Consider the following 20,075-nt stretch of genomic DNA (forward strand, 5'->3'; position numbering starts at 1 on the left):
GCGTCACGTTTCACGTGAAACGTGACGCCGTGGCGCTCAGGCGCCGAGGCCCCGCCAGCCCTCCGCGTCGACCCCGCCGGGAACGGCCGAGGCGGGATCGTACGGCTCACGTGTAAAGACGAACGACCCCAGGTCGAGATGGCTCACCCTTCCGTCGACGTCCCGGACGACACGGAGCGTCTCCCCCGCGTAATAACCGTCGAGGCCGGTCCAGGTGCCGTCCGGCTGCGCGACGAATCGGGCACCGCGGCCGTCGCCACGCAGCGGCCCCAGTTCCAGCCCCCGGTCTGCAGTCAGGCGCAGGACGTTCGGATGCGTGCCCCAGTACCAGGGTCCGGCCAGCGCGAGGAGTTCCGGGTCGGCCTCGGGCAGCGGGCGCCAGGGCTCAGGGATGCGCGGCTCGGCCTCGGCGACGATCTCCACGAGGTCCGCGGCGATCGTGCCGACGAGCGGCCCAGAAGTGGCATTGGTGAGCACCACGACGGCCACATCGTCCTCGATGCTGAACCAGAGTGTGGCCAGGAACCCGGGCAGCGAGCCGGTGTGCCCGAGCAGGGTACGGCCACCCTTTTGGACGACCTGCAGGCCGAGACCGTAAGCGCCTTCCCCGGGGCCGGACTTGGACGGCGCCGACGGAGCACGCATCTCCTCCACCGAAGCGGCCCCGAGCACACGGTCATCCCCCTCGACGAGGAAGGCGGCGAACCGGAGGAGATCGGCGGTGGTCGACCAGAGCTGCCCGGCCGGTGCCATGAGACCGAGGTCCTCCGCCGGTTCGGGAAGCATTGCATCGGCCCACGGGTGGACGGCCCAGCCACCAGCGTGCGGCGCCTGTGGCCGGGTGCTTGTACGACGCATGCCCAACGGTTCCAGGATCTCGCGCTGCAGCACCTCCGCCCACGACGCGCCGCGCATCGCCTCGATCAACGCTCCGAGCACCGAGTAGCCGGGGTTCGAGTAATGGTGACGACGGCCGGGAGGGTGCATCCGCGTCTGCTCGCCGAGGACATCGGCAAGCCCGGGGCGCAGAGTTCCCGGCGTTCGCTCCCACCAGGGCGCAGGCGATTCGGCACTCAGCCCCGCACTGTGGCCCAGCAGTTGGAGGACGGTGACCCCGCCGATGCCTGTGCCTGGCAGGTGCTTTTCCAGCGGGTCGTCGAGATCGAGCAACCCCTCGTCACGCAGCCGCAGGACCAGCACAGCTGTAAAGGTCTTGGTCAGGGAACCGATCCTGAACTGCGTGCCGGAGTCGGGGGCGTGACCGTCGACGCAGCTGCGCGAGCCGTTCCAGACGATCCGGCCCTGCCGCTGCACCGCAGCGACGAGCGAGGGCGTACGGCCTTCGGCCTGCGCGGAGGCGATGCGGTGCAGCAGCGCCCGCTGCGTACCGGGAAGCAACTCTTCTGAGGAATAGGTCATGCTCAACAACTACCGGCACATCGACTCGTCGGCGACCCGATTTCGCCGCCCGCGGTCCTGGGGGTCAGCGCTTGCGGCTGTACGTCCTGACCAGTACTCCGTTGTCGAAGACAGCAACCGAATCCAACATGAACTCCGTGTCCGCAAAATCCGATCCGAACATCGGCATACCCGAGCCGTAGACCAGCGGATACGTCTTGATCACGAGCTCGTCGATCTCGTCGAGCAACTCCCCCGCGAGCTGTGAGCCACCGCAGAGCCAGATGCCGAGGCCGCTCTCCTCCGCCTTGAGTTCCCGCACCCTGCCGACCACGTCGCCGGAGACGAGTTCGACGTTCGGGTCCGGCGACTCCTTCATGGTCCGGGATGCCACGAGCTCACGCAGTTGGGCATATGGGCTGGTGATGTTGACGTCCAGCGCCAGTTGATAGCTGGCCCTTCCCTGGATCACGGTGTCGAACTTCTGATTCCTGACACCGTGAATTCCCAGCTGCAGGCGGCCTGCGGTCGAAACCGTCTCCGGATACTGGGACTTGAGGTAGTCGAGGAACTCCTCGTCCACGAACCGGTACATGGACGACGCATCACCGCTCGGATCACCGATGAAGCCGTCGATGGAGCAGGCAATGAAGTAGGTCAGCTTTCGCACAGGATCCCCGTTCGATGTGGCGTCGGCTCGGACATGAACCACTTCACTTATAGTGCTTCATGTGTAGTGGTTGCGCAATCCCTTTCCGCAGAGGGACCGAAGGAAGAGGAGACACACATGGTCAGAAACCCGGAGCGCAGAACTGCGCTCGTCGATGCCGCCATCGAGGTGCTGGCGCACGAGGGTGCGCGAGGGCTCACCTTCCGCGCGGTCGACACACGGGCGGGCGTACCGGTCGGGACGGCGTCCAACTACTTCGCCAACCGGGACGACCTGTTCATGCAAGCCGGCGCCCGGATCACCGACCGGATGACACCGGACCCGGTCGGAGTCGAGGAGGCCATGCGTCCGGCCCCCTCGCGCGAACTGGTCACCGAACTGATGCGATGGCTGGTGCAGCGCATGGCCGCCGATCGCACCGGCTACCTCGCCATGCTGGAACTCCGTCTGGAGGCCACCCGGCGCCCCGCCCTCCGTGACCGGCTCAACCGGACCTTCCGCGCCAACCTCGACGAGAGCGCCCGCTTCCACCGGGAAGCGGGGCTGCCGGGCGATGCCGACGCCTTCCTGGTGCTGTATCTCGCCATGACGGGCCTGCTGCTGGAGCATTTCACCCTGCCCGATGTGCTCACCGGGAGCGACACCGCCGGCTCTCCCCACACCGATGCCGTCCTGAACCGGCTTGTGGAGACGATCGTCACCCGCATCATCCCTGCAGGGTGATTCTCAAGGGCAGGACAACGCATGGCCGGGCAACCCTGTCCGGGCGAAACAGCACCCCCCGGCCGTGCGGCATCGCGTCTACAGATCGAACTGGCAGAGAAGCGATCTATGGGTCGGCAGGTATCCGGACGCGTCGTTGATCGCGCGCATGGGCCGGTTACCGCATTCGCCGCGGGGAGAAGAGAGACGTGCCGGCGAGTCTCGCGACGACGCCGTCACAGGTGCCGCCGTGATGCCCACGAGGCTGCGACTGTGCCGTGAAGTCGGGGGACCCCTGAGATATCCCCTAGGTCTGCGCCATGTCCACGAAGCGTGAGTAGTGGCCCTGGAATGCCACAGTGATCGTCGCCGTCGGGCCATTACGGTGCTTGGCGACCATCAGGTCCGCCTCGCCCGCCCGCGGTGACTCCTTCTCGTACGCGTCCTCGCGGTGCAGCAGGATCACCATGTCGGCGTCCTGCTCGATGGAGCCGGATTCACGAAGGTCGGAGACCATCGGCTTCTTGTCCGTACGCTGCTCCGGACCACGGTTCAGCTGGGACAGCGCGATGACCGGAAGCTCCAGCTCCTTCGCCAGCAGCTTGAGGTTTCGGGACATGTCCGAGACCTCCTGCTGACGGCTCTCGGCACGCTTCGAGCCACCGGACTGCATCAGCTGCAGATAGTCGATGATCACCAGCTTGATGTCGTTCCGCTGTTTCAGCCGACGGCACTTCGCCCGGATCTCCATCATCGACAGGTTCGGCGAATCGTCGATGTAGAGCGGCGCGGCCGAGACGTCCGGCATCCGGCGGGCCAGCCGCGTCCAGTCCTCGTCGGTCATCGTGCCGGAGCGCATGTGGTGCAGAGCCACCCGCGCCTCGGCGGACAACAGCCGCATCGCAATTTCGTTGCGGCCCATCTCGAGGGAGAAGATCACGCTCGGAAGGTTGTTCTTGATCGACGCGGCCCGTGCGAAGTCCAGGGCCAGCGTGGACTTGCCCATGGCCGGACGCGCCGCGATGACGATCATCTGGCCCGGGTGCAGGCCGTTGGTCAGGGCGTCGAAGTCGGTGAAGCCGGTCGGTACGCCGGTCATCTCACCGGAGCGCGAACCGATCGCCTCGATCTCGTCGAGCGCGCCCTCCATGATGTCGCCCAGCGGCAGATAGTCCTCACTGGTGCGCTGCTCCGTGACGGCGTAGATCTCCGCCTGGGCCGAGTTGACGATCTCGTCGACGTCACCGTCGGCCGCGTATCCCATCTGGGTGATCTTCGTGCCCGCCTCGACAAGCCGTCGCAGGACCGCCCGCTCGTGGACGATCTCCGCGTAGTACGAGGCATTGGCCGCGGTCGGCACGGACTGGACGAGGGTGTGCAGATAGGGGGCGCCGCCCACCTTGGTGATCGCGCCGCGCTTGACCAACTCGGCCGCGACCGTGATCGGGTCGGCGGGCTCGCCCTTGGCATAGAGGTCGAGGATCGCCTGGAAGACGGTCTCGTGGGCGGGGCGGTAGAAGTCGTGCCCCTTGATGATCTCCACGACGTCGGCAATGGCGTCCTTGGAGAGGAGCATGCCGCCGAGGACCGACTGCTCGGCGTCGAGGTCCTGAGGGGGCACGCGCTCGAATCCGGGCGAGCCGCCGTCCCAGCCGCCGCTCTCCCTGCCGCGGTCGTGCTGCTCGCTGCGGTCCCGGCCTTCGCCACGACGCTGGCGGGTAACGGGCAGACGGTCACTGGGACCGGTGTCGGCCCAGGGGTCGTCCAAAGGCTCGGGAATGCTCACCGTGCCACCTCCTCCCGTCCGCTCCGCGGACCTTCGCCGCGCCACTCTTTCTTACGGCACAGCACCGACAAACAAGACGCTCGACTCCGGTTCCGGCACGTCGAGTTCTGCGGGATTCCAGGGCTGAAACGGGGTGTGGGCGCCGGTCCACGGTAGGCCTCGCTGCACCGTCAGCCAATCTGGTTATCCACAGGGCATGTGGACGACGGACCAGATGCTGTGGAGAACTCCGCAGAACCTGTGCACGGAGCGGGGGACAGCACTGTGGACAAACTCATAGCGGCGCCCTGAACGCAGCCCTGACCTGGGCTTTCTCCATCCACGGCCTGTGGGGGAGAAAAACTTTCCGAACCGGCACATGATCACGGCAAACCGCACACAGGGGAACACTCGACGCCAGTAAATGTAAGGACTGCTATCGCATTGCATCCGTTACCTGTGGAAGATTAGATTAGCCCTCATGCCCCAGGCCACCACGACCTCACATTCCGGCCGTCGACGGCACGATCGCGAGATCGTCGCACTCGCCGTCCCCGCCTTCGGCGCGCTCGTCGCCGAGCCGCTCTTCGTCATGGTCGACAGCGCCATCGTCGGCCATCTCGGTACACCGCAACTAGCCGGTCTGGGCGTCGCCGCGGCTCTGCTGACCACCGCCGTGAGCATTTTCGTCTTCCTCGCCTACGCCACCACGGCAGCGGTCGCACGACGCGTAGGTGCGGGCGATCTCGCCTCTGCAATACGGCAGGGCATGGACGGCATCTGGCTGGCGCTGTTTCTCGGCATCGCCGTCATCGCCGTGGCACTGCCCTCTGCCCCCTGGCTCGTCGATGTCTTCGGCGCCTCCGACACCGCCGCACCGTACGCCACCACCTATCTACGGATATCCAGCCTCGGTATCCCCGCCATGCTCATAGTCATGGCCGCCACCGGCGTGCTCCGCGGCCTACAGGACACCAGGACCCCGCTGTATGTCGCCATCGGCGGATTCGCGGTCAACGGGGCCCTCAACGCGGGGCTTGTCTACGGTGCCGGTCTCGGTATCGCCGGATCGGCCTGGGGCACCGTGATCGCCCAGATCGGCATGGCCGCGGCCTATCTGATCGTGGTGGTGCGGGGAGCACGCCGACACGGCGCATCGCTGCGCCCCGACGTGGCAGGGATCAGAGCCAGTGCCCAGGCCGGCGTCCCCCTGCTGGTGCGTACGCTGTCGCTCCGCGCCGTCCTGATGATCGCCACCGCCGTCGCTGCACGCCTGGGCGACACCGATATCGCCGCCCACCAGATCATCCTCTCCCTGTGGACCCTGATGGCCTTCGCTCTCGACGCCATTGCGATCGCCGGGCAGGCGATCATCGGCCGCTATCTGGGCGCGGATGACGCCGAGGGCGCACGCGAGGCATGCCGCCGCATGGTGCAGTGGGGCATTGCCTCGGGTGTGGCGCTCGGGGCACTGATCGTGCTCGCGCGTCCCCTGTTCATCCCCTTGTTCACCGGCGACCAGGGCGTGCAGAGCACCCTGCTCCCCGCCTTGCTGGTGGTGGCCGTGTGCCAGCCGATCGCCGGTGTGGTCTTCGTACTGGACGGCGTACTGATGGGCGCCGGAGACGGCCGGTACCTCGCCTGGGCCATGCTGATCACCCTGGCCGCCTTCGCTCCGGTCGCCCTGCTCGTGCCCATGTACGGCGGGGGTCTGACTGCTCTGTGGTGGGCGATGGCGCTGATGATGACGGTCCGCATGGTGACGCTCTGGCTGCGTACGCGCTCGGGCAGGTGGATCGTCACCGGAGCCACCCGCTGAGCAGTGGCCGTCGATCCTGTTTCACGTGAAACGGCAAAGGGCCGCACCCCACGGGGTGCGGCCCTTCAGCTGCTCTGGTGAGCTGTGCCCTTAGGCAGCAACGACCTCGATGCCGAGCTTCGCCGCAACCTCGGGGTGCAGACGCACGGACACCTGGTGCCCGCCGAGCGTCTTGATCGGCGAGCCGAGCTCGACGCGACGCTTGTCGACGTCCGGGCCACCGGCAGCCTTGATCGCCGAAGCGATGTCGGCCGGGGTGACGGAGCCGAAGAGACGGCCGGCGTCGCCGGAGCGAACGGCCAGACGAACCTTCACGGCCTCAAGCTTGGCCTTGATCTCGTTGGCCTGCTCGATCGTCGCGATCTCGTGGATCTTGCGGGCGCGGCGGATCTGCGCCACGTCCTTCTCGCCACCCTTGGTCCAGCGGATGGCAAAGCCACGCGGAACCAGGTAGTTACGGGCGTACCCGTCCTTGACGTCGACGACGTCGCCGGCAGCGCCGAGGCCAGAGACCTCGTGGGTGAGGATGATCTTCATTATTCGGTCACCCTTCCCTTATCGCGCGGTGGACGTGTAGGGCAGCAGCGCCATCTCACGGCTGTTCTTGACTGCCGTGGCGACGTCACGCTGGTGCTGCGTGCAGTTGCCGGTTACGCGGCGGGCACGGATCTTGCCGCGGTCGGAAATGAACTTCCGCAGCATGTTCGTGTCCTTGTAGTCCACGTACTGGGTCTTGTCCTTGCAGAAAGCGCAGACCTTCTTCTTAGGCTTGCGCACAGGCGGCTTCGCCATGGTGTTTCTCCTGTGTGATCAAGAAGTGGGGGTACGAGCTGCCCTAGAAGGGAGGCTCGTCCGAGTAGCCGCCGCCGGAGCCGCCGGAGCTTCCGCCCCAACCGCCTCCGCCGCCCTGCTGACCCCCGCCTTGCTGGCCGCCGGCCGGCGCGCTGGTGGCCCACGGGTCGTCGGCGGGAGCACCGCCGCCGCCCTGCTGGCCGCCGCCACCGGGACCGCCGCCCCAGTTGCCGCCGCCCTGCTGGCCACCGCCGTAACCACCCTGGCCGCCCTGGCCACCGCGACCGGTGGTCTTGGTGACCTTGGCCGTGGCGCTCTTGAGACTGGGGCCGACTTCCTCGACGTCCAGCTCATAGACCGTGCGCTTCACGCCTTCGCGGTCTTCGTACGACCGCTGCTTCAGCCGGCCCTGCACGACAACGCGCATGCCTCGCTGGAGCGACTCGGCGACGTTCTCCGCCGCCTGCCGCCAGACCGAGCAGGTGAGGAACAGGCCTTCGCCGTCCTTCCACTCATTGGTCTGCCGGTCGAAGATGCGGGGAGTGGACGCGACACGGAACTTCGCGACCGCCGCACCGGACGGGGTGAAGCGCAGCTCGGGGTCGTCGACGAGATTGCCGACGACCGTGATGACGGTCTCGCCTGCCATGGGTGAACCTCTCGGCGGGGATTGCTTCTGGCTGCTTGCTGCTACTCGAACCCGATGACCGCTGAGCTAGATGCTCAGTGGATCTCGGGACGGAGGACCTTGGTCCGGAGGACCGACTCGTTCAGGTTCATCTGGCGGTCGAGCTCCTTGACGACCGCAGGCTCGGCCTGCAGGTCGATGACCGAGTAGATGCCCTCGGGCTTCTTCTTGATCTCGTAAGCGAGACGACGACGGCCCCAGGTGTCGACCTTCTCAACCTTTCCGTTGCCCTCACGGACGACGGAGAGGAAGTTCTCGATCAGCGGGGAGACAGCGCGCTCCTCGAGATCGGGGTCGAGGATGACCATCACCTCGTAGTGACGCATGTGGAACCCACCTCCTTTGGACTCAGCGGCCACGGTCGTTCCGTGGCAGGAGGGTCGTGATGCGTAAGCAACAGTGTCTCCGAGTAAAACAGCCGCCACTGACAATGCCCCCTCCTGAAGAGGGCTGCCGTGCTGGCCTGGGCAGACACCGGTGCAGACCGTACAGAGTACCCGCACACCGGCTTCCGGTTGAAATCCGGTGCTCAGGAGACGCAATCTGTACACATCGGGTGTGAGCGGCGCCACGAGGCGCCCCTTTCGGCCAGGAGGTACTCCATGGCACAGACAACGCAAACCCGCCGCCCCGCCGTTTCCCTTCTCGCCTCGGACGGCAGGCCCCATCCGCTCCAGGACGCCCTGGTGGCGGTAACCGTGGTCCTCGGCCTTATCGCCTTCGTGACGGCGATGTTCCACAGCCTGCATCTGATCAGCTCGTGGACCGGACTCATCGGGATCCTCACGGGTGCATACGGGCAGTACATCTCGGCGACCACCCGCGAGAGGTTCCCGCTGATCCTCGGTCTGGGCGCGTCGGCCATCGGGTTCTACCTGGGTATGGCCCACGGGGGTCTCTTCGGCGGCCTGTAGCCACGCCTGTCCCGAACACCTCCGGCACACCTCCGGACCGCCGGTCCCGGCGGTCCACCCGCATCCCGTCAGGGGGTCGTACAGGCCCCCGGGGGGCGGACAGCCGGGACCCACCTGGCCGACAAGGTCCGACAGGGCCAGACGACGCGCTCCCCGGTCGCAGTAGGCTTCGGCGCGAGAGCCGGAGCCCCTGACCGATGGGGACACACCTGCCGAGGAGCGCCCCGCATGAGCCTGACCCTGAGGACCATCAGCCGAGAGCAGCATCTGGCGTACATCCAGAGTCTGCCGTCGGCCAGTCACTGCCAGGTCCCGGCGTGGGCGGACGTGAAGACCGAATGGCGCTCGGAGAACCTTGGCTGGTTCGACAAGAGCGGCGAGATCGTGGGCGCCGCCCTAGTGCTGTACCGCCAACTCCCGAAGATCAAGCGGTACCTCGCGTACCTCCCCGAGGGCCCGGTCATCAACTGGTACGCGCCGAACCTCGACGACTGGCTGCAGCCGATGCTCGCGCATCTCAAGCAACAGGGCGCCTTCTCGGTGAAGATGGGTCCGCCGGTCGTCATCCGCCGCTGGGACGCAGCCGCCATCAAGTCCGGTATCCAGGACCCCGACGTGAAGCGCCTGCGCGACGTCGAGGCCACGCTCATCGAGCCGCGTGCCTTCGAAGTCGCGGACCGGCTGCGGAAGATGGGCTGGCAGCAGGGCGAGGACGGTGGCGCCGGCTTCGGCGACGTTCAGCCGCGCTACGTCTTCCAGGTGCCGCTGGCGAACCGCTCGCTCGAAGACGTCCTCAAGGGCTTCAACCAGCTGTGGCGACGCAACATCAAGAAGGCTGAGAAGGCCGGCGTCGAGGTGGTCCAGGGCAGTTACGAGGACCTCGCCGAATGGCAGCGGCTGTACGAGATCACCGCCGTGCGCGACCGCTTCAGGCCGCGTCCCCTCTCCTACTTCCAGCGTATGTGGACCGTCCTCAACTCCGAGGACCCCAACCGCATGCGGCTGTATTTCGCGCGCCACAACGGGGTGAACCTCTCCGCGGCGACGATGCTCGTCGTCGGTGGGCACGTCTGGTACTCCTACGGCGCGTCCGACAACATCGGACGCGAGGTACGGCCCTCGAACGCCATGCAGTGGCGGATGCTGCGCGACTCCTACGCGATGGGCGCCACCGTCTACGACCTGCGCGGCATCAGCGACTCGCTCGACGAGACGGACCACCTCTTCGGCCTGATCCAGTTCAAGGTCGGTACCGGTGGCGAAGCCGTCGAGTACATCGGCGAGTGGGACTTCCCACTCAACAAGCTGCTGCACAAGGCACTGGACATGTACATGTCGCGCCGCTGACGAAACCGGCTTCATTCGTTTCAATAAGCACGTCGGGTGCTTCAGGCACTCCATCAAGCTCTGCATACCTCTGATACACCGCAGCCACCAGAAAGGTTCCGGACCGGCCATGGCGCTCTCCCTCTACGTCGACACCGCGCGCTGGCGGGCGCACCAGAAATCCGTCCTCGACCAGTTCCCCGGGCTCGTCCCGGTCTGCAAGGGCAACGGATACGGCTTCGGTCACGAGCGACTCGCGGACGAGGCGATCCGCTTCGGCTCCGACACGCTCGCCGTCGGCACCACCTATGAGGCAGCCCGCATAAAGGACTGGTTCAGCGGCGATCTGCTGGTCCTCACCCCGTTCCGCCGGGGTGAGGAGCCCGTGCCGCTGCCCGACCGCGTCATCCGGTCGGTCTCCTCCGTGGACGGCGTGCACGCGCTGGTGGGCGCCCGGGTCGTCATCGAGTGCATGAGCTCGATGAAGCGTCACGGCGTCAAGGAGGAGGAGCTGGGTCAGCTGCACGCCGCCATCGAGGACGTGCGTCTCGAAGGCTTCGCGCTGCACCTGCCGCTGGACCGCACCGACGGCTCGGACGCGGTCGAGGAGGTCATCGGCTGGATGGACCGCCTCCGCGCCGCCCGGCTGCCGCTGCACACCATGTTCGTCAGCCATCTGCGCGCCGAGGAACAGGCCCGGCTGCAGCAGCAGTTCCCGCAGACCCGCTTCCGCGCCCGGATCGGCACACGGCTGTGGCTCGGCGACCACGACGCGACGGAGTACCGGGGGGCCGTCCTCGACGTCACGCGCGTCGCCAAGGGCGACCGTTTCGGCTACCGCCAGCAGAAGGCCGCCTCCGACGGCTGGCTGGTGGTCGTCGCCGGCGGCACGTCGCACGGCGTGGGCCTGGAGGCCCCGAAGGCGCTGCACGGCGTGATGCCGCGCGCCAAGGGCGTCGCCCGCGCGGGCCTGGCCACCGTCAACCGGAATCTGTCGCCCTTCGTCTGGGCTGGCAAGCAGCGCTGGTTCGCCGAGCCGCCCCACATGCAGGTGTCGATCCTGTTCGTGCCCGCGGACGCACAGGAACCGAAGGTCGGCGACGAACTGGTGGCCCATCTGCGCCACACGACCACCCAGTTCGACCGCCTCGTCGACCGCTGAGACACCGGGCCGGACGGCACGACGACCGGCCCCCACGACCGATGGGGCCAGGGCCTCGCCAAGGGTTTCGCGCACTTGACGAGGCCCTGTTCAGTCCGCGGCCGGTCCAGGTGGCCCTGTTCGGCCTGCGACCGGCCCGTGCGCCCCACCCCACTCCACCCGCGGCCCCTCGACCGCGGGTGCCGCGTGCCGCGGCGGATGCGCCGCCGCATGCCCGAGCACGAAGACGTCCTCGGCGCCGTCGAACACCCCTCCCGACGGATCGTCCGAACCGTCCCTGCGTACGACGTCCCGCTCGGGCATCAGAATGTCCCGTACGACGACGGCGCAGAGGTAGAGCGTGCCCAGCAGATGCAGGGCGATCGCCACCTGGTAGCCCTCTGTCGGCAGTCCCTGGTGCTTGTCGCCGCTCGTCGTGTACGCGAGGTACATCCAGATCCCGAGGAAGTACATGACCTCGCACGCCTGCCAGATCAGGAAGTCCCGCCACCGCGGCCTGGCCAGTGCGGCAAGGGGGATCAGCCACAGCACGTACTGCGGCGAGTAGACCTTGTTGGTGAGAATGAACGCCGCGACGACAAGAAAGACCAGCTGGGCGAAGCGGGGCCGACGCGGGGCCATCAGCGTCAGCACCAGGATGCACGCGCAGAGGAAGAGCGTCAGCAGCGTCGATACGGTGTTCACCGTGCCGACCGGGATGGAAATGCCGGTGCGCTGCGAGATGACCAGCCAGAACGACCCGAAGTCGAGCGGCCGGTCATGGCTGAACGTGTAGAACTTCTTCCACCCCTCGGGCGCGAACACCATCACCGGCAGGTTCACCACCAGCCATGATGCGGCCGCGCCGAGCGTCGCCACGAAGAACTCCCGCCATTTGCCCGCCCGCCAGCTGAGCACGAAGACTGCCCCCAGCAGGAATACGGGATAGAGCTTCGCGGCCGTGGCGAGGCCGATGAGGATGCCGAACGCCAGCGTCCGCTGCCGGGACCACATCAGCATCGCGGCGGCTGTCAGCGCGACGGCCAGCAGGTCCCAGTTGATCGTCGCGGTGAGCGCAAAGGCGGGCGCGAGGGCGACCAGCAGTCCGTCCCACGGACGGCGCCGATGGGTACGGGCGACACACACCGCCATGACCGCGGTGCAGATCAACAGCATGCCCGCGTTGACCATCCAGTACATCTGCTCGCGGTACTGGATGGAGCCACCGGGCGTCAGCCAGGCCGCGACCTGCATGAACAACCCGGTCAGGACGGGGTACTCCAGGTACTGCATGTCGCCGCTCAGCCGGTCGAAGTACGGCACGAGACCGTCCGCGAAACCACGTCCGACGAAGAGGTGCGGAATATCGGAGTAGCAGGCATGCGTGTACTGCGAGCTGGCACCCCTGAACCACGCCCAGTTGTAACAAGGCGCTTTCTGCACCATGCCGAGCGCGAACATGCCGATCGCCACCAGGGCGACGACACGCACAGGCGTGAGGGGGCCGGATCCGAGCCGCGCCCAGCGCCCCGACCGCCCGCCGATCAGCTCGCTGCCGGCTGCGGCGATCTCGTCCTGGTGCGTGGGCCGAACGACGGGCCGTTCCTGGTGCACGCTCGTGTCTTCTGCACTTGGCATGCCGCACATCCTGCCGTACGGGGCTGTGGAAACGGCGAGGGCCGCCGCACCGAGTGGTGCGGCGGCCCTCGTGGCTTTCTTCCGGCTGCGCCTATTGGCCGGCCCTTCGGTCGCTATCCGGTCGAACCTCCGAAGAAACCGCCATTGCCGTTCCCGTTGCCGTTCCCGTTGCCCGCGCCACCTGGCGAGGTCCCCGGAGACGTCGTCCCGTCGGTCGGAGTGGGAGTTCCGCCTCCGCCGGTACCGGCCGAGTTACCTCCGTTGCCGTTCCCGCAATTCCAGTCCCACGCCCCGCAGCTGCCGCTCGGGTCGGGCGTGGGGGAGGAGGGAGTCATCGAAGGGGTCTTGGACGGCCTACCGGAGGGGGTCTGCGACGGCACGATGGTCGGCGTCGGCGACGGGCTCTTCGCTCCGCCCCCGTAGAGCGTCTCGCCCCACGGCTCCGGCTTCGGGAAGGTCAGGACGTCCGTGCCCTTCAGCGCGTCGGCCATGTAGTCGTGCCAGATCTGGGCCGGGAACGAGGCACCGTGGATCGTCTTCTCGCCACCGGTGCCGTACATCTTCTCGAACTTACGGTTCTTGTGCTTCTCGTTGTCGTCCAGCCGGTACATGCTGATGGCGGTCGACAGCTGCGGGGTGTACCCCACGAACCACGCAGACTTGTTGTCGTCCGTCGTACCCGTCTTGCCCGCGACATCACGGCCGGGGAGCTTGGCAGGCGTGCCGGTCCCGCGCTCGACGACGTTCTTCAGGACGTCGGTGACGTTGTCGGCTACGGCGTCGGGGAAGGCACGCTTGCTGACCTTCTTGTGCTGATAGATGATTTCGCCGCGGTACTTGGCCTTGCTGACGGAATAGGGGTCGTTCTGCATACCGCTGGTAGCAAAAGTTCCGTATGCCCCCGCCATGCGGATCGCGCTGGGCTGTGACGTACCGATGGAGAACGACGGAACCGTCGAATCGGCCATGGATTTGTCGTCGCGCAGGCCTGCGGCGACGGCAACGTCCTTCACCTTGTCGGTGCCGACGTCCATACCGAGTTGGACGTACGGCGAGTTGGCGGACCACTGCATGGCCTCGCGAAGGGTGATGTTCCCCCTCGACTCATGGCCGTCGTTGGTCTGCAGCCACTCCTTGCCGTTCTCGTCCGTCCAGATCTCGCCGTTGTATTTCTTGATCTTCAGCCGGTCGTCGGCGTTGTAGATGCTCTTCGGGGAGACCTTCTTACGCTCCGCCTCGCCCTGATCCGGCGGGCCAGCCGGAGCACGCTTGCCGTACTCCATCGCCGCAGCGAGCACGAACGGCTTGAAGGTAGAACCGACCTGCGCACCGGTGGTGTCGGCGTTGTTCGTGTAGTGCGTCGTCGCGTCCTGACCACCGTAGATCGCCAGGATGGCTCCGCTCTCTGGATCAACCGACGCGCCACCGAACTGGACGTGCGTGTCCGTATTGGGACGCGCCTTCGCATCGATCTTCTTGTCGTAGACCTTCTTGACCGCGGCGTTGAGCTTATTGACCTTGTTCTGGTCAAAGGTGGTGTGGATCTCGTAGCCGCCCCGGGCAAGGTCTTCGGGTGTGACGTTCGGGTTGTTGTTGAGGAAGTTCGTCCTGGCGAGACTCACCAGATAACCGATCTGACCGCCCAGCTGCGCGTCCTTCGTCTGCGCATTCGGCATGGGGAACTTCGTGTACTTGGCCCGCTCCTCCTTGGTCATCCGGCCGTCCTTCACCTCCTCGTCGAGAATCCAGCGCCAGCGCTTCTCCGCCCGGTCCTTGTTCTTCTCGGCAGTCGCCTGCACGGGGTCGATCTCGGGAGCGCCAGCCGGGTCGTAGTAGGTCGCGCCCTTGAGCAGGGTGGCCAGGAAGGCACACTGGCTCGGATTGAGTTTGCTGGCGTCCGTGCCGTAGTACGTACGAGCCGCGGCCTGAAGCCCCGATGCACCTCGCCCGTAGTACGAGATGTTCAGATAGCCGGCCATGATCTTCTGCTTGGACTCCGTCTTGCCGACCTTGAGCGTGATGAAGAGCTCTTCGAACTTCCGGCTCAGGGTCTGCTCCTGAGAGAGACGCGAGTTCTTCACATACTGCTGGGTGATCGTCGAGCCGCCCTGGGTCTCACCGCCTTTGGCCATGTTGTAGAAGGCCCGGGCGATACCCATGGGATCGATGCCCTGGTCGGTCTCGAACGACTTGTTCTCCGCCGAGATGACAGCGTTCCGCATGGCCTCGGGGATCTGGGCATAGCTGATCTCCTGGCGGTTGGCGGCGCCGCCCGTGGCGATCATCTGGGTGTTGTTCGCCCAGTAATAGACGTTGTTCTGTGCAAGCGCGGTGTCCTTCACCTTGGGCGTTGCGACCATCGCGTACGCGAGACCAGCGAGGCCCATGAGAAGACCGAGGAAGCCGATACACAGGCTCGAGACCAGCTTCCAGGACGGCACCCAGCGCCGCACTCCGTACTTGCCGGCGCGCGGGTAGTCGATGAAGCGCTTCTGCACGGGACGCTGACTACCGCGCCCGCGGCCCCGGCCGGGGCCCTCGTACCCGTCGCCACCACCACCGCGGCGTCGGCCACCCCCGCCGCCATGACCCGCGCCACCTCCCTCGGCGGCACGTCGGCTTCCGTTTCCACGCTGGGCGGCTCGTCTGGCCGCGGCACGCCCGCCGTACGGACTCTCGTCGCCGTACGAACCGGAAGATGACTCAGTAGTTACTCCGCGTGACGGGGCTGCGCGGCGTCCTGAGGACTGCTGGGCGGCTCGTCTGGCCGCGGCACGCCCGCCACCTTGCGGTTGCTGCGTCTTGCGACGGTGCTCGCTCATCGAACGACTACTCCTCGGGCAGGCGAGAGCGCCTGGAAGCGGCAGTTGAGATCCTGTCCCCCCGAATTACGGACGGACCCTGCGACAGGCTCATCCGCAGTGCGTCCGGTCAGTCCGCGACGACTGACGCTCGGGGGCGTCGCGCGGTTCCCGGTGGTCTGCATGCCGCACAGACTACGCACGGTCAAAACCCACCTAGAGCCCGAGTTCACCCCAAATCACGCAAGTCGCTTCCTACGAATTGGTGATGTGACGCCGTTCACGATGCCCCCCCTTGTCGCATCGCGGTGAGCGATCTATCGTCATGATGTATCGAGTCGATACATCAGCCCGGCATAGGGCTCCGCGAGAGCACCCGGAGAAGGAGGAGGCGAACTTGAGCAGACGCTCGGGCATCCTCGAATTCGCCGTACTCGGCCTGCTCCGCGAATCCCCCATGCACGGGTACGAACTGCGCAAACGCCTCAACACCTCGTTGGGGATCTTCCGCGCCTTCAGCTACGGCACCCTCTACCCCTGCCTCAAGACGCTGGTAGCCAGCGGCTGGTTGATCGAGGAGCCGGGAAACGGTCCGGCAGAGGTTCCATCCGCCGGCGGACGTGCGGTCGCCCCTGCCTCTTCACTGGCAGGACGCCGCGCCAAGATCGTCTACCGACTGACGGCAGAAGGTAAGGAGCACTTCGAGGAGCTGCTCTCGCACACCGGCCCCGACTCCTGGGAGGACGAGCACTTCGCAGCCCGCTTCGCCTTCTTCGGGCAGACGGAGCACGAGGTGCGGATGCGCGTCCTGGAAGGCCGCCGCAGCCGGCTGGAGGAGCGTCTGGAAAAGATGCGCGCCTCCCTGGCACGCACCCGCGAACGACTCGACGACTACACGCTTGAGCTGCAGCGACACGGCATGGAATCCGTGGAGCGCGAAGTGCGCTGGCTGAACGAGCTCATCGAGAGCGAGCGGTCGGGACGGGATCAGCGACGATCCTCGCCCGAGGGCTCCGCTCAGCAGAACACAGCAGGGGAGACGGGCGGCCTGCCCCGGCACCGGGGTCAAACCCCGCCGGATCCGTCCGACGACACCGCCAAGTGAGGTCCCGGCACTTCCGCAGGGCCTTCATAGGAATCACCAAGAACACTCAACACAGGGAGCAACCGGAATGGGTTCGGTTCGCGTAGCCATCGTCGGCGTGGGCAACTGCGCCGCCTCGCTGGTGCAGGGCGTCGAGTACTACAAGGACGCCGATCCGGCCGGCAAGGTGCCCGGTCTGATGCACGTCCAGTTCGGCGACTACCACGTGCGTGACGTCGAGTTCGTCGCCGCCTTCGATGTCGACGCGAAGAAGGTCGGCCTCGACCTCGCGGACGCCATCGGTGCCAGCGAGAACAACACCATCAAGATCGCCGACGTTCCGAACACCGGCGTGACCGTCCAGCGCGGCCACACCCACGACGGCCTGGGCAAGTACTACCGCCAGACCATCGAGGAGTCCACCGAGGCCCCGGTCGACGTCGTCCAGGTCCTCAAGGACAAGCAGGTCGACGTCCTCGTCTGCTACCTGCCCGTCGGTTCCGAGGTCGCTGCGAAGTTCTACGCGCAGTGCGCCATCGACGCCAAGGTCGCGTTCGTCAACGCCCTCCCGGTCTTCATCGCCGGCACCAAGGAGTGGGCGGACAAGTTCACCGAGGCCGGTGTCCCGATCGTCGGCGACGACATCAAGTCCCAGGTCGGCGCCACCATCACGCACCGCGTGATGGCGAAGCTCTTCGAGGACCGGGGCGTCATCCTGGACCGCACGATGCAGCTGAACGTCGGCGGCAACATGGACTTCAAGAACATGCTCGAGCGTGAGCGCCTGGAGTCCAAGAAGATCTCCAAGACGCAGGCCGTCACCTCCCAGATCCGTGACCGCGAGCTCGGTGCGGACAACGTCCACATCGGTCCGTCGGACTACGTGGCCTGGCTGGACGACCGCAAGTGGGCGTACGTGCGCCTCGAGGGCCGCGCCTTCGGCGACGTTCCGCTGAACCTGGAGTACAAGCTCGAGGTCTGGGACTCCCCGAACTCCGCCGGTGTCATCATCGACGCCGTGCGCGCCGCGAAGATTGCCAAGGACCGTGGCATCGGTGGCCCGATCCTCTCCGCATCCTCCTACTTCATGAAGTCCCCGCCGGTCCAGTACTTCGACGACGAGGCCCGCGAGAACGTCGAGAAGTTCATCAACGGCGACGTCGAGCGCTGACACGACCGGCAACGGCGTGTGACCGTGGCAGGGCGATGAAAGGCAACGCTTCTCCCCTTCCGCCTCGTTGAGGGTCCCCGGGCAATCCGCCCGGGGACCCTCAACGTATGTGACCCTTGCCCATATGCCCGTCGTACGTGATCTGCGCGTACTCCTGCGCCTTCGGAACTTCCGTCGCCTGCTGGTCGTACGGCTCCTCTCCCAGTGCGCCGACGGCGTCTATCAGGTCGCCCTCGCCGCGCACGTCGTCTTCTCCCCGGAGAAGCAGACATCAGCGGCGGCCATCGCCTCCGCGATGGCTGTGCTGCTGCTGCCGTACTCGCTCATCGGCCCTTTCGCCGGTGTCCTGCTGGACCGCTGGCCGCGCCGCCAGGTCTTCCTGTACGGCAATCTGCTGCGCGCAGCCCTCGCCTGCTGCACTGCCCTGCTGATCCTCGGCACCGCACCCGACTGGCTCTTCTACGCCTCCGCGCTGTGCGTCACGGCAGTGAACCGCTTCGTGCTGGCGGGCCTCTCGGCCGCGCTGCCGCGGGTCGTCGACAGGGACCGGCTGGTCATGGCCAACTCGCTCTCACCGACAGCGGGCACGCTCGCCGCCACGGCGGGCGGCGGCCTCGCCTTCGCCGTACGCCTCGTGGTTGCGGACTCGGATGCCGCAGTGGTGCTGCTGGGCGCGGGGCTCTACCTCGCCTCGGCACTGGCCTCCCTGCGCCTCGCCACCCAACTCCTCGGACCGGATAGGAACGGCAGCCCTCTCCGGCTGAGGGACGCGCTGGCCACCACCGCGCACGGGCTCGTCGACGGGCTGCGCCATCTGGCGAAACGGACTGACGCGGCGAGGGCACTGGCCGCCATGACAGTGATCCGGTTCTGCTACGGGGCTCTGACCGTGATGGTGCTGATGCTGTGCCGGTATGCCTGGTCCGACAGCGAATCCGGCGGTCTGGCCCTGCTCGGACTGGCCGTGGGCGCCTCGGGGGCGGGATTCTTCGCGGCGGCCGTGCTGACGCCCTGGGCGGTCGGACGGCTCGGCCGGTTCCGCTGGATAGCGACGTGCGCCGCCGCGGCTGCCGTCCTCGAACCCGCGCTCGGGCTGTGGTTCACCCCCCGACCGATGCTGGTCGCGGCGTTCGTCCTCGGAGCCGTCACTCAGGGCGCGAAGATTGCGACGGACACGGTGGTGCAGACCGCGGTGGACGACTCATTCCGCGGTCGCGTCTTCTCCCTGTACGACGTGCTGTTCAACGTCTCCTTCGTGGGCGCTGCCGCAGTAGCCGCTGTGGCTCTGCCTCCTGACGGGAAGTCGGTCACCGTGGTGATCGGGCTTGCGCTGCTCTACGGGATCGTCGCCGTGACGATGTTCCGGTGGAGCCGTGTCAGTGAAGTGCTATAGCGTGCGCGCGTCAAAAAAAGCGAGCGCACGATCCACGGGGGTATCCGCATGACCTATCCGCCTCAGCAAAGCCCTGGACCATACGGGCAACAGCCCCAACAGCCGTACCCACCCCAACAGCCCACATACGGCTATCCGCAACAGCGGCCGTATCCGCCGCATCAGGGTCAGCAGCCGCACGACGGCTACCCCGGTGGACCCCCGGTCCAGGGCATGCCCCCACAAGGCCCGCCGCCTCAGAACATGTCCGGTGGCAAGAAGGCTTTCCTGGCGGTGCGCAACATCGTCATCATCGTGGTGGCGCTCGGCGCCCTCGCGGGTCTGAAGTTCGGCTGGGACAAGATATTCGAGTCGGACGCCAAGGCTGCCTCGGTCGGAGACTGCCTGCAGAACAAGGGCTCCAACATCAGCCCGGACATGGCGTCGGCCGACTGCAGCTCGTCGGCAGCCGAGTACAAGGTGGCCGAGGTGCACGACGACACCACGGAGACGGACCTGTGCGACGCCAAGAAGTACGTCGCCTACACGGAGACCTCCGGCAGCCGTAAGAGCCGGACCAGTGTGGTTCTCTGCCTGACGCCGATGAAGTCGACGGGCTGACGTTCTTCCGGGACAGATACCGACAGTCGCACCGAGGGGCGTTGTTTCACGTGAAACAACGCCCCTCTGCACATCCGGTCGCGGGGATGGTTGAAGTGTAAAAATAGCCCCGGGGGCCCCCCCGCACCGGGCGGCCCCCCCCAGACAGATGAGCGAGGCGGCCCCCGGAATCC

At 66.7% G+C, this 20,075-nt stretch carries 18 protein-coding genes; 9 read left to right on the forward strand and 9 right to left on the reverse strand.

The genetic code is table 11. From position 1 onward, the window contains the following. Positions 1-36: 36 nt before the first annotated feature. The gene (locus ACFU6I_RS10075) at positions 37-1,419 is read right to left on the reverse strand and encodes a serine hydrolase domain-containing protein (protein ID WP_384363595.1); all 1,383 of its coding nucleotides are present in this window, start codon (positions 1,417-1,419) and stop codon (positions 37-39) included. A 64-nt stretch (positions 1,420-1,483) separates the two neighbouring features. Next, on the reverse strand, positions 1,484-2,068 hold the full coding sequence (locus ACFU6I_RS10080) for a dihydrofolate reductase family protein (protein WP_384363597.1): 585 nt from the start codon (positions 2,066-2,068) through the stop codon (positions 1,484-1,486). A 117-nt stretch (positions 2,069-2,185) separates the two neighbouring features. Between ACFU6I_RS10080 and ACFU6I_RS10085 the strand changes: the two genes are divergently transcribed. After that, the gene (locus tag ACFU6I_RS10085) at positions 2,186-2,791 is read left to right on the forward strand and encodes a TetR/AcrR family transcriptional regulator (protein WP_384363599.1); all 606 of its coding nucleotides are present in this window, start codon (positions 2,186-2,188) and stop codon (positions 2,789-2,791) included. Positions 2,792-3,077: 286 nt separating this feature from the next. On the opposite strand, the gene dnaB is transcribed toward ACFU6I_RS10085, so the two are convergent. After that, positions 3,078-4,538 carry a replicative DNA helicase gene (gene dnaB / locus ACFU6I_RS10090; RefSeq protein ID WP_384363730.1) on the reverse strand — a complete coding sequence of 487 codons (1,461 nt, stop codon included), beginning with the start codon at positions 4,536-4,538 and terminating at the stop codon, positions 3,078-3,080. 478 nt (positions 4,539-5,016) lie between these two features. Between dnaB and ACFU6I_RS10095 the strand changes: the two genes are divergently transcribed. After that, positions 5,017-6,354 (forward strand): MATE family efflux transporter, encoded by a 1,338-nt coding sequence (locus tag ACFU6I_RS10095; RefSeq protein ID WP_384363601.1) that lies wholly within the window; start codon positions 5,017-5,019, stop codon positions 6,352-6,354. Positions 6,355-6,444: 90 nt separating this feature from the next. Here the strand turns inward: ACFU6I_RS10095 and rplI are convergent, their stop codons facing one another. From rplI to rpsF, 4 genes are all read right to left on the reverse strand, one after another. Next, positions 6,445-6,891: a 50S ribosomal protein L9 gene (gene rplI / locus ACFU6I_RS10100; protein ID WP_266983684.1), complete on the reverse strand. Its 447-nt coding sequence runs from the start codon at positions 6,889-6,891 to the stop codon at positions 6,445-6,447. Positions 6,892-6,909: 18 nt separating this feature from the next. Beyond that, on the reverse strand, positions 6,910-7,146 hold the full coding sequence (gene rpsR / locus ACFU6I_RS10105) for a 30S ribosomal protein S18 (protein WP_003967857.1): 237 nt from the start codon (positions 7,144-7,146) through the stop codon (positions 6,910-6,912). A 43-nt stretch (positions 7,147-7,189) separates the two neighbouring features. Further along, complete coding sequence (locus tag ACFU6I_RS10110; protein WP_037702128.1) at positions 7,190-7,795, reverse strand: single-stranded DNA-binding protein; 606 nt, start codon at positions 7,793-7,795, stop codon at positions 7,190-7,192. 74 nt (positions 7,796-7,869) lie between these two features. Then, positions 7,870-8,160, reverse strand: coding sequence for a 30S ribosomal protein S6 (gene rpsF / locus ACFU6I_RS10115; RefSeq protein ID WP_015609864.1), 291 nt, complete (start codon positions 8,158-8,160; stop codon positions 7,870-7,872). Positions 8,161-8,436: 276 nt separating this feature from the next. Between rpsF and ACFU6I_RS10120 the strand changes: the two genes are divergently transcribed. From ACFU6I_RS10120 to ACFU6I_RS10130, 3 genes are all read left to right on the forward strand, one after another. Continuing rightward, positions 8,437-8,748 carry a hypothetical protein gene (locus ACFU6I_RS10120; protein ID WP_384363603.1) on the forward strand — a complete coding sequence of 104 codons (312 nt, stop codon included), beginning with the start codon at positions 8,437-8,439 and terminating at the stop codon, positions 8,746-8,748. A 228-nt stretch (positions 8,749-8,976) separates the two neighbouring features. Continuing rightward, the gene (locus ACFU6I_RS10125) at positions 8,977-10,095 is read left to right on the forward strand and encodes a lipid II:glycine glycyltransferase FemX (RefSeq protein WP_384363605.1); all 1,119 of its coding nucleotides are present in this window, start codon (positions 8,977-8,979) and stop codon (positions 10,093-10,095) included. Positions 10,096-10,204: 109 nt separating this feature from the next. Continuing rightward, entirely contained in the window at positions 10,205-11,236 is a 1,032-nt protein-coding gene (locus ACFU6I_RS10130) for an alanine racemase (protein WP_037702122.1), read from the forward strand. Positions 11,237-11,326: 90 nt separating this feature from the next. On the opposite strand, the gene ACFU6I_RS10135 is transcribed toward ACFU6I_RS10130, so the two are convergent. Continuing rightward, on the reverse strand, positions 11,327-12,853 hold the full coding sequence (locus ACFU6I_RS10135) for a glycosyltransferase family 87 protein (protein WP_384363607.1): 1,527 nt from the start codon (positions 12,851-12,853) through the stop codon (positions 11,327-11,329). Between the two features lie 113 nt (positions 12,854-12,966). Then, a complete protein-coding gene (locus tag ACFU6I_RS10140) occupies positions 12,967-15,675 on the reverse strand; it encodes a transglycosylase domain-containing protein (RefSeq protein WP_384363609.1) in 2,709 nt (902 codons plus the stop codon). Positions 15,676-16,051: 376 nt separating this feature from the next. Between ACFU6I_RS10140 and ACFU6I_RS10145 the strand changes: the two genes are divergently transcribed. The 4 genes from ACFU6I_RS10145 (at position 16,052) to ACFU6I_RS10160 (ending at position 19,902) form a co-directional block, all read left to right on the forward strand. After that, positions 16,052-16,759, forward strand: coding sequence for a helix-turn-helix transcriptional regulator (locus ACFU6I_RS10145; protein WP_384363611.1), 708 nt, complete (start codon positions 16,052-16,054; stop codon positions 16,757-16,759). Positions 16,760-16,826: 67 nt separating this feature from the next. Continuing rightward, entirely contained in the window at positions 16,827-17,909 is a 1,083-nt protein-coding gene (locus ACFU6I_RS10150) for an inositol-3-phosphate synthase (protein ID WP_345512692.1), read from the forward strand. Between the two features lie 124 nt (positions 17,910-18,033). After that, complete coding sequence (locus ACFU6I_RS10155; protein ID WP_384363613.1) at positions 18,034-19,302, forward strand: MFS transporter; 1,269 nt, start codon at positions 18,034-18,036, stop codon at positions 19,300-19,302. A 243-nt stretch (positions 19,303-19,545) separates the two neighbouring features. Next, on the forward strand, positions 19,546-19,902 hold the full coding sequence (locus ACFU6I_RS10160) for a hypothetical protein (protein ID WP_345512695.1): 357 nt from the start codon (positions 19,546-19,548) through the stop codon (positions 19,900-19,902). Positions 19,903-20,075 lie beyond the last annotated feature (173 nt).

The sequence above is a fragment of the Streptomyces sp. NPDC057486 genome (assembly GCF_042802415.1).
Taxonomy (GTDB): Bacteria; Actinomycetota; Actinomycetes; order Streptomycetales; family Streptomycetaceae; genus Streptomyces; species Streptomyces yanii.

What these genes read in the sequence shown, in the direction of transcription:
- ACFU6I_RS10075 (WP_384363595.1), bottom strand. Translation starts at nt 1,419, where the DNA reads ATGACCTATTCCTCAGAAGAGTTGCTTCCCGGTACGCAGCGGGCGCTG.
- ACFU6I_RS10160 (WP_345512695.1), top strand. Translation starts at nt 19,546, where the DNA reads ATGTCCGGTGGCAAGAAGGCTTTCCTGGCGGTGCGCAACATCGTCATC.
- ACFU6I_RS10125 (WP_384363605.1), top strand. Translation starts at nt 8,977, where the DNA reads ATGAGCCTGACCCTGAGGACCATCAGCCGAGAGCAGCATCTGGCGTAC.
- ACFU6I_RS10095 (WP_384363601.1), top strand. Translation starts at nt 5,017, where the DNA reads ATGCCCCAGGCCACCACGACCTCACATTCCGGCCGTCGACGGCACGAT.
- ACFU6I_RS10130 (WP_037702122.1), top strand. Translation starts at nt 10,205, where the DNA reads ATGGCGCTCTCCCTCTACGTCGACACCGCGCGCTGGCGGGCGCACCAG.
- rpsF (WP_015609864.1), bottom strand. Translation starts at nt 8,160, where the DNA reads ATGCGTCACTACGAGGTGATGGTCATCCTCGACCCCGATCTCGAGGAG.
- rpsR (WP_003967857.1), bottom strand. Translation starts at nt 7,146, where the DNA reads ATGGCGAAGCCGCCTGTGCGCAAGCCTAAGAAGAAGGTCTGCGCTTTC.
- ACFU6I_RS10120 (WP_384363603.1), top strand. Translation starts at nt 8,437, where the DNA reads ATGGCACAGACAACGCAAACCCGCCGCCCCGCCGTTTCCCTTCTCGCC.
- ACFU6I_RS10135 (WP_384363607.1), bottom strand. Translation starts at nt 12,853, where the DNA reads ATGCCAAGTGCAGAAGACACGAGCGTGCACCAGGAACGGCCCGTCGTT.
- ACFU6I_RS10140 (WP_384363609.1), bottom strand. Translation starts at nt 15,675, where the DNA reads ATGAGCGAGCACCGTCGCAAGACGCAGCAACCGCAAGGTGGCGGGCGT.
- ACFU6I_RS10110 (WP_037702128.1), bottom strand. Translation starts at nt 7,795, where the DNA reads ATGGCAGGCGAGACCGTCATCACGGTCGTCGGCAATCTCGTCGACGAC.
- ACFU6I_RS10155 (WP_384363613.1), top strand. Translation starts at nt 18,034, where the DNA reads ATGCCCGTCGTACGTGATCTGCGCGTACTCCTGCGCCTTCGGAACTTC.
- ACFU6I_RS10150 (WP_345512692.1), top strand. Translation starts at nt 16,827, where the DNA reads ATGGGTTCGGTTCGCGTAGCCATCGTCGGCGTGGGCAACTGCGCCGCC.
- rplI (WP_266983684.1), bottom strand. Translation starts at nt 6,891, where the DNA reads ATGAAGATCATCCTCACCCACGAGGTCTCTGGCCTCGGCGCTGCCGGC.
- ACFU6I_RS10085 (WP_384363599.1), top strand. Translation starts at nt 2,186, where the DNA reads ATGGTCAGAAACCCGGAGCGCAGAACTGCGCTCGTCGATGCCGCCATC.